10 protein-coding genes and 1 tRNA gene are annotated in these 12519 nt (G+C 32.7%); 10 read left to right on the top strand and 1 reads right to left on the bottom strand.

Annotation, left to right across the window (positions count from 1 at the left end):
- Window positions 1-28 precede the first annotated feature (28 nt).
- A complete protein-coding gene (gene dnaQ / locus ACWIW0_RS04855) occupies window positions 29-796 on the top strand; it encodes a DNA polymerase III subunit epsilon (protein WP_454445907.1) in 768 nt (255 codons plus the stop codon).
- Between the two features lie 101 nt (window positions 797-897).
- A tRNA-Asp gene (locus ACWIW0_RS04850) sits at window positions 898-974 on the top strand.
- Window positions 975-1061: 87 nt separating this feature from the next.
- On the opposite strand, the gene matP is transcribed toward ACWIW0_RS04850, so the two are convergent.
- Complete coding sequence (gene matP / locus ACWIW0_RS04845) at window positions 1062-1505, bottom strand: macrodomain Ter protein MatP (protein ID WP_454452428.1); 444 nt, start codon at window positions 1503-1505, stop codon at window positions 1062-1064.
- 110 nt (window positions 1506-1615) lie between these two features.
- Here matP and ACWIW0_RS04840 point away from each other — a divergent pair, with 110 nt between their 5' ends.
- The 8 genes from ACWIW0_RS04840 (at window position 1616) to ptrA (ending at window position 12393) form a co-directional block, all read left to right on the top strand.
- Window positions 1616-3256: a S16 family serine protease gene (locus tag ACWIW0_RS04840; protein ID WP_454452427.1), complete on the top strand. Its 1641-nt coding sequence runs from the start codon at window positions 1616-1618 to the stop codon at window positions 3254-3256.
- Window positions 3257-3369: 113 nt separating this feature from the next.
- Entirely contained in the window at window positions 3370-3900 is a 531-nt protein-coding gene (fabA, locus tag ACWIW0_RS04835) for a bifunctional 3-hydroxydecanoyl-ACP dehydratase/trans-2-decenoyl-ACP isomerase (RefSeq protein ID WP_454444320.1), read from the top strand.
- Between the two features lie 87 nt (window positions 3901-3987).
- Complete coding sequence (locus ACWIW0_RS04830) at window positions 3988-4512, top strand: pilus assembly FimT family protein (protein WP_454452426.1); 525 nt, start codon at window positions 3988-3990, stop codon at window positions 4510-4512.
- Window positions 4466-5161: a prepilin-type N-terminal cleavage/methylation domain-containing protein gene (locus tag ACWIW0_RS04825; protein WP_454452425.1), complete on the top strand. Its 696-nt coding sequence runs from the start codon at window positions 4466-4468 to the stop codon at window positions 5159-5161. Before ACWIW0_RS04830 ends, ACWIW0_RS04825 begins: the two co-directional genes overlap by 47 nt.
- A gap of 1 nt (window position 5162) precedes the next feature.
- Entirely contained in the window at window positions 5163-5828 is a 666-nt protein-coding gene (locus ACWIW0_RS04820) for a DUF2572 family protein (protein WP_454452424.1), read from the top strand.
- Entirely contained in the window at window positions 5821-6120 is a 300-nt protein-coding gene (locus ACWIW0_RS04815; protein WP_454452423.1) for a DUF5374 domain-containing protein, read from the top strand. Before ACWIW0_RS04820 ends, ACWIW0_RS04815 begins: the two co-directional genes overlap by 8 nt.
- A gap of 55 nt (window positions 6121-6175) precedes the next feature.
- Window positions 6176-9451: an exodeoxyribonuclease V subunit gamma gene (recC, locus tag ACWIW0_RS04810; RefSeq protein WP_454452422.1), complete on the top strand. Its 3276-nt coding sequence runs from the start codon at window positions 6176-6178 to the stop codon at window positions 9449-9451.
- Window positions 9451-12393 carry a pitrilysin gene (gene ptrA / locus ACWIW0_RS04805; protein ID WP_454452421.1) on the top strand — a complete coding sequence of 981 codons (2943 nt, stop codon included), beginning with the start codon at window positions 9451-9453 and terminating at the stop codon, window positions 12391-12393. The genes recC and ptrA overlap by 1 nt, the downstream gene beginning before the upstream one ends.
- The last annotated feature ends 126 nt before the right edge of the window (window positions 12394-12519 follow it).

Raw genomic sequence — 12519 nt, 5'->3', positions numbered from 1 at the left:
ACCTATTTTACTAGCCTTTGAAGATAAAATGAGCGAACAACCAATACTACGCCAAGTAGTCCTTGATACTGAAACAACAGGAATGAATTTCAATGGTGCACCACATATTGGGCATAACATTATTGAAATTGGTGCGGTAGAAGTGATTAACCGCCGCTTAACAGGGAAAACTTATCACGTCTATATCAAGCCACCACGAGAAGTGGAAGAAGATGCAATAAAAGTTCACGGTATTACCAATGAAATGTTGGTCGATAAACCCACCTTTGCCGAAATTGCAGATGAGTTTCTTGAATTTATCAAAGGTGCTGAGCTAATTATTCATAATGCTCCCTTCGACGTAGGTTTTATCGATCACGAATTTTCTTTTTTAGATAATCCCCCTGACAAAGTTGCCGAAATGTGTACGGTAACAGATAGCTTGCAGCTCGCCCGAAAAATGTATCCTGGTAAGCGAAATAACTTAGATGCACTTTGTGATCGATTAGGGATAGATAATAGTAAACGTGTACTTCACGGGGCTTTACTCGATGCAGAAATCCTTGCCGATGTATTCTTGATGATGACAGGCGGGCAAATTGCTCTACTGGCAGATGATGAGACAGAAACAAATGCTATCGACAGTGATAGCCATTTTGTGCAAACCGCCATCAATAGTGAAGGTTTAATCGTATTACAACCGACAGAAGAAGAACAACAAGCACACTTAGATTATTTGAAGTTACTTGATAAAAAATCTAAAGGAAATTGCTTATGGGCAAAAATAGCCACTGATGATAATACTACGATAAACTAAAAAATGTGCGAACTGTATAGTAAAAAAGCAACCAAAATAAATTTTGAAAAAAGTATTTGACGCTACATAACGAAATTATTATTATACGCCTCGTTCGCTGCGGAGTGGTAGTTCAGCTGGTTAGAATACCTGCCTGTCACGCAGGGGGTCGCGGGTTCGAGTCCCGTCCATTCCGCCAACTAATTTAAACGTCATAATATACCTCCTTATTACGTTAGAAAGAGCCACTTAACAGTGGCTTTTTTCGTATTTGGCATTTATCTAGTTACTCCAACAACGATTTCAGATTCGCTTTCATTTTTGTGAGTTGTTCTGCATAAATTGCTTTATTTTCAAGCTCATCAATTAAGTAATGAATCGTTTCTGATAAAGTCATTCCCATATCAGTGGACTGTTTAGATAATCTCAGCCAGCTTGAATAGTCTAAATCAATGGATTTCTTGCGTGTCGATTGTTTCTCGGCATTAAAAAAGCGTTTACGTCTAGCACGAATAGATTGACGCATTTTTTTGCGTTGTTCGGAAGTCATTTCAGCCTTAATCCATTGCTCGATTTCTTCTGGTTCTTGTAATGTTGTCAGCAGCTGGACTTTTAACTCAATCAGCGTTTGCTCCGTATGTTTGGTAATGTTTTCGCCTTCTCGATGTTTTTTAAGTAGATATTTCCATTTCCAATTGGCTTCTTGAATTTCTAGTTTCTGATATCTCATTTTGCCTCCGAATAGATAGTCGATGAAATTTCCAAAATCCAGCGACTATATTGTGAAGTATAGCGGAATTCTAGGTATAATGGGGCAAATTTCTATAATGAGGCAATCTTGTGCAGTTCTCTCCGATTAAATGGCAATCACTAAATATTGAATATTCATTTTCAGATAAGCATAGCCCTGTCAGTTTTTTTGATTTTCAGAAAAATGCTCAAAATGCAATACAGCAATTTGGCTTAGCTGATACAGGCTCTTGTTTAATTCTAAAAACAGAAACACTTCCTGAATTTTTAACAGAGATAAATAGTTTCTTAGCTAAACAGCATATTCAGGTAACGATTAAAAATGAATTTAATCGTAATAGTTTATTTGGATATTATTTTTATTTAGAGAAAGAAAATCGAATTGAAAATGTAGAAGGTATTTTACAAACATTAGAGAACGGTGTTTTACTACTAAATATCAATAGCCTATTACTTGATCTCACTCAATGGGATAAGTTAAAGCAAGCCCTGCTGTTTAAACATTATGACCTCTGTATGGTTAATGCAGTTCCTAAAGCACAGCCAACCATTCAAGCGGAATTTAAACTGATTTTAGTGGGTAGCCGAGATGATATTGCAACACTCTACGCTTACGATGATTCACTATATCAATTCTGCCAATATGCAGAAGTGGAATCTTATCTCACTGTTTCAGAGCCAATACAAATTGAACAATGGGGCGATTATGTGCAAACTTTTACTCAAAAAATGTTGAATAAGAGTTTCTCACATAAAGCACTTAACCAATTACTTCGCCACTATATTCGTGAAAGTGAAAATCAGAAACTAATTTCAATTTCGCCTACATTGTTGAAAAAACACATTTTGGCAATTGCGACTTTTTATCCAAACCAAAATGAATTTACCGATATTCAGGATTATTTAACTACATTGGAACGACAATCTGCCGTATTAAATCAATATGTACTACAAGATATTTTAGATAACCAGCTTTATATCGAAACAGAAGATGAAGTTGTTGGACAAATAAATGCACTCTCCGTTGTTGAGTTTGATGGTGTACCTTACGCTTTCGGCGAGCCATTGCGTATCAGCTGTAACATTCAATATGGCGATGGTGAAATTCAGGATATTGAACGTAAAGTTGAGCTTGGAGGTAACATTCATTCTAAAGGGATAATGATTGCAGAATCCTGTTTAGCAAATTTACTTGAATTTCCAACTCAGTTACCGTTTTCAGCCTCTCTTGCATTTGAACAATCTTATGGGGAAGTCGATGGCGATAGCTCATCATTAGCAATCTTCTGTGTACTCATCAGTGCCTTAACAAAGCTCCCTTTACCTCAATCTTTTGCCGTAACAGGAGCAATCGATCAATTTGGAAATGTACTCAGCGTAGGTGGTGTAAACCAAAAAATTGAAGGCTTTTTCAATATTTGTCAAGCTAGAGAATTAACTGGTAAACAAGGGGTGATTATTCCAAGTGTTTGCTTATCTCATTTGAGTTTAAAACCTGAAGTACTTGCTGCAATTAAAGAGAAACAGTTTCATATATGGGCAGTAGAAAATGTGTCCGAAGCGATTCAAATCTTGTTACAACACGCATTTTATGATGAAGATCTCCCCGAAGACAGTGAGCAATCGTCGATCTATGCTTTAGTACATCAACAGATTGAAAATAATCAGAATGAAGGAACAAGCGGTTCGATTCTACAAAAATTTTGCAAATTATTTTTCGCAAGTCGCTAACTGATCCGACAAGTCAGCTTACAACTGTACGCTATTTTATAACTCTGTTACTATGATGGCATATAAACTGCCTAATATAATAGGCTTCTACCCATCTATTACAGGAAAAAATAATGAACAGTTGTACACCCAACATTAAATCTAGCTATGATTATCAAGATTTACTCGCATCAGGTCGTGGTGAATTATTCGGTGCAGAAGGCCCACAATTACCTGCACCAACAATGCTAATGATGGATAGAATTACCAAAATGGCACAAGATGAAGGCTTATTTGAGAAAGGCTACATTGAAGCAGAATTAGATATTCACCCAGATTTACCTTTCTTTGGTTGCCACTTTATTGGCGATCCTGTGATGCCTGGTTGTTTAGGCTTAGATGCAATGTGGCAACTTGTTGGATTTTATCTCGGTTGGATCGGAGGTAAAGGCAAAGGACGTGCATTAGGTGTTGGTGAAGTGAAATTTACAGGGCAAATTTTACCAACGGCGAAAAAAGTAATTTATCGCATCAATATGAAACGAGTAATCAACCGTAAATTAGTAATGGGCGTTGCTGATGGTGAAGTAGAAGTAGATGGTAAAGTCATTTATACGGCAACAGATCTGAAAGTAGGCTTATTCCAAGATACTAGCTCATTCTAATTTTTCGATCACGATCGCAAAATTATACTAACTTGCTATACAAATTTATACTCTAACTTAATATCTCCTTACCTTTTGGGAGATATTATGTATAGAGCATTCACTATTATTGAATTATTAACAACCCTAGCAATTTCAATTATTGCTACCTATTTCATTTCTCCTATATTTTTCAAAATACAAGATTACTTTATTTTGAACAACCATATTAACCAAATTAGATCATTCTTCTATCAGGTTCAATCAAAAGCCTATTATTCTAAACAGAATTATTCATTTACTATTCATTCGGATAAAAAAGATTGGTGCATTATTGCATTAGAGAAAGTCGATGACAAAAAGAAACTAAGTTGTGATTGTTTAAATCTCCCTAGCTGTAATATATCAGGAAATTATTTAATATATAAGCATAAACATTACGGTGTTAATTTTAGAAGTAAAAGTTTATATCCAAATACATTTATCAATTTAGATGGTAAATCAGGTCGAGTAGAATCAAAATGTTTAGGTTTATCAATTAACAAATTAAGTGAAACATTACATTTTGAACAAAATGGAGTAGTAAATGTTATTCAGAAAAATAAAAGATCAAACTGTAATACGAACTTATAGTGCTTTTACGCTTATTGAAATACTAGTTGTACTCTTTATTGGAACAATTATCTTATTCTCTATTGCTAACTTACTAAATAATTTTTACTTTAACCAATATAGACAAGAGAAATTATTTAACTTACAAAAACAGTCTCATCAAATTATCAATTATTTGCAACAAAACATACAACATCTTGCTTATCAAGGTGATTATCGAGAACAATCTAATTTTGAGTTATTCTCTGATAATGATCAATATTATTTCTTAAATAAACAGTGCTTTGCTTTTCTCTATGATCTCAATGGTGATGGTTGTATTGGTAATAGAAATAAAAAGCGAAGTTGCACTATCAATCAATTAAATAATACGAAAGAGATAAGTAAAGAGTTTTTCGGTTTCAGATTTGAGCATAATACTATTTATGTGTTTGAGGATAAGAATATTGATAGCTGTTATAATGAAGAATGTAAAACCTATTTACTTAACTGTCAAAAAGGAAATTGGCGTAAGATGTCTGATTTAGCTGATTATTTTGTTGAAAAGTTGATATTTAGTTGGAAAAAGAAAGATCATTTAATACATATTCACCTTATTACAGCTAATACTAATGATCCTAAAATCAAATATGAAATTAACAGCTATATTCATATATTAAATGGAGAATAAAATGAGCAGAATATCTCCTGCAAGTGCATTATTAACTTCATTACTACTCATTGTGAGCATTTTGGCTCTACTATTCTTATTTCAGCAAGATATTTTATATCGTGATCGCTATACACAGAATATCTATCATCAATATCTTAATCAGAAGTATCAATTATTACCCGAGTTACGGAAGTCTTTACCTGAACGAGATAATGAATGTAATCAAAATAAAAAAGAAAAGATCATTAAACAAGCTGGTGATATTCAATATCAATATAGCTGTGATTTTAAGAGTATTTTTATTCAACCTAAGCCAACTAAAGATAAATATATTCAAGTAGATAATATTCTTAATTGGCTAGATTTGAAAACATATCAAGCTGCTCTACATTATGTTTCTTCTTTAGATGAATTACCCCATAGTAGCGAAAATAACCCACAGATTGTCATAATGCAAAATGATATAGACGAGAGCCTAAAAAAAGATTTCTATGGAATTATTATCACCGATTATTATTTTGATATTAAAGGGAAAAAAATTTATGGTGTACTTTATTCATCTTATAACAACCTTCGTGAAGAACGTAATTTGACTTATAAACGATCTGTTGTTGATACCATAGAAAAACAATTCTCCTATTGGCAATATCTCCCAAACTCAAGGAATATATTAGCAAATGACTAAAATACTAAAAGCAGAAACACTAACAAGCCTACTTGTCACAATTACTCTCTTTATGGTTTTATTTTTAACTTATGCTAATTGGCAATCTTTACAAAATAAACAGGCAACCTATCTCTATCAACAGCAACAGGCCTTACAGATCGCAGAAAATCAGCTCAATTTGAAAGCCGTTAATGAACCTTGCGAAAAAATGGTTAAACAAAATAATCTTAATTTTGAAATCAGCTGTTTAGAGCAAAAAATTGCTGTTATCTTTCCGCTTGGAAAGGTAGAAATTGGTACTGCTGAGTAGGTAGATCATTCAAAGTGAAGAGGGTAAAATAGGCTATCACACAAAAGGAATGGCTATGTTTATTGTTTATCATTCAGATCAATTAGATCTACAAAAAGAACTCCTTATCCGTATTTTACAAGAAGATCCAAATCCTGACCCCTTTGAACCTGAAACTATTTTGGTACAAAGCCTAGGAATGGCACAATGGTTACAAATTCAAATTTCGGATAAGCTTGGTATTGCTGGGAATATTCAGTTTCCTTACCCAACAAGTTTTCTATGGCAACAGTATCGTTTACTTTTTCCTGAGCTACCTAAAGAGAACATTTTTGAACGTGATGCAATGATATGGCGTTTAATGCGCTTAATTCCTAACCATTTAGAACACCCTAATTTTTCACCACTCAAAGCCTATTTAAGTCCTTTTGAGCAGCTCAAATTGTTTCAACTCGCCAGTAAAATAGCTGATCTATTTGACCAATATTTAGTTTACCGTCCAGATTGGCTGATTGACTGGGAAAAAGGAAATCTCGAAAGCCATTTTGCTCAACTTAAACAACAGAGTCCCTTTATTTCCAAAGATGAAACCGAAATCTGGCAAAATATTCAATGGCAAAGTCTATTATGGAATGCGTTAGTTACCGATTTAAAACAGGATAGTGATGAAATTGTTTTTAATACTTCTCATCGTGCCTATTTACAACAACGTTATTTTGAGAAATTAGATAATTTAACTGAAATAGAAAAACAGAAACTACCCAAACGTATTTTTATTTTTGGTATTTCATCTCTGCCATTAACACAAATCAATGTCTTACATAAATTAAGTGAACATTGCCAAATACATCTATTTTTTACTAATCCTAGCCAAATTTTTTGGGCTGATAATCAAGAAGAGAAGTTATTAGAAAAGTTAGTATTAAAACATAAATTATCAAACCAAGAATTAGAAAATTCACTATATCAGGGAAATTATTTACTGAACGCTTGGGGGAAACAAGGTAAAGAATTTTTAAATTTATTAGTTGAAAAACAGCATCAAGAAGTCAATTTATTTACACCAATAGTGCAAGAAAATAGTGTGCTTTTAACACAGATAAAACAATCTATTTTAAATTTTGATCATAAACCTGAGTTATTTATTGCAGAAGATGATCACTCTATTCAAATTCATTCTTGTCATAGCAAAATGCGAGAAATTGAAGTTCTGCATAACCAACTTCTTTTTATGTTTGAGCAAAACCCAGAGCTATCACCTAAAGATATTATTGTAATGTCTGCAGATATTGATAGCTACGCACCTTATATCAATGCAGTATTTTCACGCTATGCTTATCAAGATCCCCGCTTTATACCTTTTACATTATCCGATCAAAAAATTAGCTATGTAAATCCGATTATTGCGAGTTTCTTACAATTACTCTCCTTTAAAGAGAGAAAAATGACAACAGAAGAAGTGCTAGATTTATTTGATGTAAGAGCTATAAGGGATAAATTTAATTTATCCGAAGAACAATTTTCGATAATTAAACAATGGGTGGTTGCATCAGGTATTCGCTACGGATTTAATAAAGATAACCTAGATTGGCAAAATTATAACTCTTGGGAAAATGGTATTAACCGACTATTACTCGGAACAAGTTTAAAAGAGCAAAATAATAGCTGGCAAGATATTTTAGCATTTAATGAGAGCTATGGGCTAAGTGCTGATCTTGTAGGTAGTATTGCAAAATTTATTGAACATCTCACCGCTTGGTTTGGTTTTATTCAATATGCTCAAGAAATTGATGATTGGAAAAGTCAATTAACAGAGTTAATTACCCAATTTTATTCAGATAATAATGAATACGCAGAAACAATTTTAGTATTACAACAAACTATTGAAAAAGTTGTTAATTATATTAAAACAGCTAAATTCACTGAAAAGATCAATATTGAGGTTATCGCCCAATTATTTGAACGCTATTTAAATCAAGAACGTAGTAATTTAAACTTCTTAATGGGTAAAGTGAATTTCTGTACATTATTACCAATGCGAGCAATTCCTTTTAAAGTCGTCTGTTTACTTGGAATGAATGAAGGTCATTTTCCACGTCAGCAAACCTTAAACAGTTTTGATTTAATGCAATATGCACCACAAAAAGGAGATCGAGCAAGACGTGATGATGATCGTTATCTATTTTTAGAAGCCTTATTATCAGCTCAAGATCTTTTTTATATTAGCTATATTGGGCGTTCTTTAACAGATAATTCAGAAAAATTACCTTCGGTGCTAGTATCACAGCTACTAAATTTTGTCCAAGACAATATTATTTCTGAAAAGAGCCACTATAAAGAGATCGAAATTATACATCACCCAATGACAGTATTTAGCCCTAAAAATATTCAACATAACCATATTAGTTATGATAAAGAATGGTTAGAAAATAATAAGCAAAGTACTGAAACTAAATCTTTTATTACTCCAATTCTTATTGACAATGTTGAATTACCAGCTGAAATTGATATTCAAAATCTAATTCAATTTCTACAATCACCTGTTAAATTCTTTTTTAATATTCATCTTGGGGTTAATTTTGATTGTTACGATGATGAAATCTCTGACACAGAACATTTTTCATTATCCCATTTAGATAAATTTATTTTATTAGATCACTTAGTTAAAGAAGATAAAGAAAATTTTGAACATTTTTTTACGAATGAACGTTTAAAAGGAAATTTACCTATAAAACATTTTGAAACATTATCTAAAGAGAATTTAATTGATAATGTAGAACTAGTTAAAGATAAAATTGATAGCTATTTATCTCAACCAAGTGAGATCATCGAAATTGATGAGAGATTTACACTATTAGAAAATAATTTTAGATTGGTTGGTAATATAAAAAATAAATTTAATGATGAAGTTGTTTTGTGGCGAGTAGGAAAATTGCGTGATAAAGACATAATTCAGATATGGATATATCATCTAGTCTTAACGTTATCTAATTCAGGGGTAAAAAAAATTAAATTCTATTATTGTGATAATCAAAATGTAAAAGTATTAACATTCTCAGCTATTAGCAAAGAAGAGGCGAGAGCATTACTTTCTCGCTATATTAAAGACTATTTAAATAGTGGAAGAATGTTACAAATTGCTATTAACTATAATCTTATCGGTTATTTTAAAGATCTAAATAAAAAGGATATAAATATAGAAAATTATTGTGCTAATGCAGTGTCTATATTAGACGATAATTATATTGGGCGTATTTTAATGCAACAAAATAAATTAAATTATCTTGAAATTCACCAACGTACACTTGATTGGTTTTCCACAATGATTGAACATATAAAAGGAGAGAAATAATGAGAAAATCTGCATTAAGCTATACATTGCAAGCCATTCTTGCTTTGGGAACAGTTAGTTCTACGCAAGTTTTTGCAAATTCTACGCAAAATCCAACCGCTATCACCGTTAGCCAACAGCAAAAAGGCTTTGAGCTGATTAACATCGCTATCAACAAAAGCCCCACAGATAAAGCCATTTATCAAGGGATTAAATTAGCAAATGGAATGGAAGTATTGTTGATTTCTGATGAGAAAGCGAATAAATCGTTGATGTCTGTTGGCTTACCAATTGGTTCAATGGAAGATCCGATATTACAGCAAGGGCTTGCTCACTACCTTGAACATATGATCCTAATGGGGTCAAAATCTTTCCCAGAAACCAATAGTTTAGATGGCTTTCTAACTAAAAATGGTGGCTACAATAATGCTTATACAGCATCAGATCGTACAGTCTATTATCTTGAGGTGAATAATAATGCTTTTGATGAAGCAGTGGCTCGTTTAAGTGATGCTTTCGCTCAACCACTATTAGCTGAAAGTAATGCGAAAAAAGAAGTCAATGCAGTGAATGCTGAAATGGTTCGAGCCAAATCAAACGATGGTTTTTTAATGCACGATGTTAATTTAGCTACTGCAAATCCTAATCACCCAATTACTAAATTTGCAGTAGGAAATAATATAACCTTATCAGATAAAGCAGATAGTAAATTACAAGAAGAATTAGTCAAATTCTACCAAAAATATTATTCTTCAAATTTAATGAAAGCCGTCTTATATTCTAACCAACCAATCGAAAAACTTGCTAAATTAGCTGAAAATACCTTAGGCAAGGTAGAAAATAAAAAATTATCTGAACCTAAAGTTACTGTGCCATTTTTTAGAGCAGAAGATAAAGGGGTATTTATTTCTTATAAACCTGTTAAACCTAATAAAATGTTAGCTATTTCTTTTGATTTACCTGAAGATAAATCAGCTTTTAAGGAAAAATCAGGGAGTTATTTATCTTATGTATTCAGCAATAATAGCGATGGCACATTATCAGATTATTTAATTAAACAAGGTTTATCCGATAGCGGTATTCAAGCAGCTGCATCTGATGATGTTAGCCGTAATCGTGGTGATTTTACTTTCTATATTCAATTAACTGAAAAAGGGCTTGTTGAAAAAGATAAAATTATCTCATTGGTATTCCAACAAATAGAAAAAATAAAACAAGATGGTATCCAAGATAGCTATTTTAAGGAATTAAAAGAGAGCTTAAATCAAGAGTTCCAACATTTACAAGTTGTAAAAAGTGGAAATTATGTTGCTCAACTTGTTAGCCAAATGTTGAATTACCCATTAGAACATATTATCGACCAACCTTATCTCGTTGAAAAAATAGACAAGAAAGCCATTCAAGCAAAATTAGCTGAAATGCACATTGATAATGCCAGAATTATGTTGATTGACGATAAAGCATCAACTGATAAAAAAACCAAATACTTTGAAGCCCCTTATTCTGTGGCAAAATTTAGTACGGAACAAAAACAGAAATGGTTGAATTTTGCGAATAATCCACAAATTAAACTACCAGAATTAAACCCTTATTTTGCAACAGATTTCTCACTAAATAAGGTGGATAATTCTCGTAAAAAACCACAGCTTATTGATAAACAAGATGGCACAGAAATTTATGCAATGCCGAGCCAGTATTTCCCGAATGAGCCTAAAGTTGCACTATTATTAGGATTAAAAATTTCACCCGAAATCATAGATTTAAAACAAGGGGTAAGTGCAGTATTACTGGGTTATATGGCAGATTTAGCTCGTACTAAATTAGCATTTCAAGCATCGGTTGCAGGAATGTCACTTTCCCCAGTTTTAGGTGAAAATGGAATTGCTATTAGAGTAGAGGGTTATACGCAAAATATGGCAAAATTTTTACAAGATAGTATTTTAAACTTTAAACAGTTTGAATTAAATGAACATTTTCTTGCACAAGCAAAACAGCGTTATTTAGAAGCATTGGATCGTTTAGATAAAGATAATGCAGCTCGTCAAGCAAATATGGCTTTAGGTAATTTTGCAAATTATCCTTATGCTGAAAATAGCAAAAAACGAGAAATGATTGCTCAAGTTAAATTATCGGATATTGCTTTTATTCGTGAAAAACTTTTAACTCAACCAACAAGTTTGCGTTTATTATCTGTGGGTAATTTATCTGATGAACAGGTAAAAAACATTGCATTAGAAACAGAAAAACTACTCAAAAATAATAATAAAACGTTAGATTTTGGTCGTTATTTGGATATTAACCAAAGCCAGCGTAAAATAAATTATATTAAACAAATTCCACATCAAGATAATGCTTTTGCTATTGCCTTTTTCCCAACGAATTATCTAGAGTTAGAAGGCATCAGCCGAGCATCATTACTGAAAAGCATTATTTCTCGTTGGTATTTTGACGATTTACGCACCGATAAACAGCTCGGCTATGTGGTCTATGCAACAACGACAACCGTAGGTAAAACATCGGGATTGCAATTCTTGGTGCAAAGCCCAACGGCATCAGCCCAAACCATTATGCAACACAACCAACGTTTCTTTACAGATACCTTCACTAAACTCAAAGAGATGCCACAAGCTGAGTTTAATAAATATCGCAATAGTTTGATTGAGCTATTACAGCATAAGCCAGAGTCACTAGAACAGGAGTTCGGCGAATACCTTGTTGATTTTACTCGTGGAAATAGCAAGTTTGACCGTAAGGCTCAAATTATTGAGCAAATTAAACAGCTAACCCAGCAAGATATTATCTCGTTTTACCAAAAAGCTGTGATTGAACAAAGTGGTTTTGTTTTTGCCAGTCAAGCGATTGGTGTTAATGACAAAATCAATCAACCTGCTAATTTGAACGGCTTCGAGAAAATCGACAGCATTGAGAAATTACAGCAAGAGTTTGAAATCAAGGCTTATTAGTTTTGAGAGATAATCAATTAAAATTGTAAAAAAGTCTCAGAAACTTACCGCTTGTTGAATGGCTCTGATTGCTCAATGTATAGCACTGGCTGAGTTTTTCATAAGCGGTAAGTTATGTTGTGTTTT

This window comes from Ursidibacter sp. B-7004-1 (assembly GCF_053654055.1).
Note: the sequence above shows the minus strand (reverse complement) of the source record. Positions and strands in the feature narration are given on the sequence as shown.

Coding starts and splice junctions, on each gene's coding strand:
- dnaQ (WP_454445907.1), top strand. CDS start 29: ATGAGCGAACAACCAATACTACGCCAAGTAGTCCTTGATACTGAAACA.
- matP (WP_454452428.1), bottom strand. CDS start 1,505: ATGAGATATCAGAAACTAGAAATTCAAGAAGCCAATTGGAAATGGAAA.
- fabA (WP_454444320.1), top strand. CDS start 3,370: ATGAACAGTTGTACACCCAACATTAAATCTAGCTATGATTATCAAGAT.
- ACWIW0_RS04830 (WP_454452426.1), top strand. CDS start 3,988: ATGTATAGAGCATTCACTATTATTGAATTATTAACAACCCTAGCAATT.
- ACWIW0_RS04825 (WP_454452425.1), top strand. CDS start 4,466: ATGTTATTCAGAAAAATAAAAGATCAAACTGTAATACGAACTTATAGT.
- ACWIW0_RS04820 (WP_454452424.1), top strand. CDS start 5,163: ATGAGCAGAATATCTCCTGCAAGTGCATTATTAACTTCATTACTACTC.
- ACWIW0_RS04815 (WP_454452423.1), top strand. CDS start 5,821: ATGACTAAAATACTAAAAGCAGAAACACTAACAAGCCTACTTGTCACA.
- recC (WP_454452422.1), top strand. CDS start 6,176: ATGTTTATTGTTTATCATTCAGATCAATTAGATCTACAAAAAGAACTC.
- ptrA (WP_454452421.1), top strand. CDS start 9,451: ATGAGAAAATCTGCATTAAGCTATACATTGCAAGCCATTCTTGCTTTG.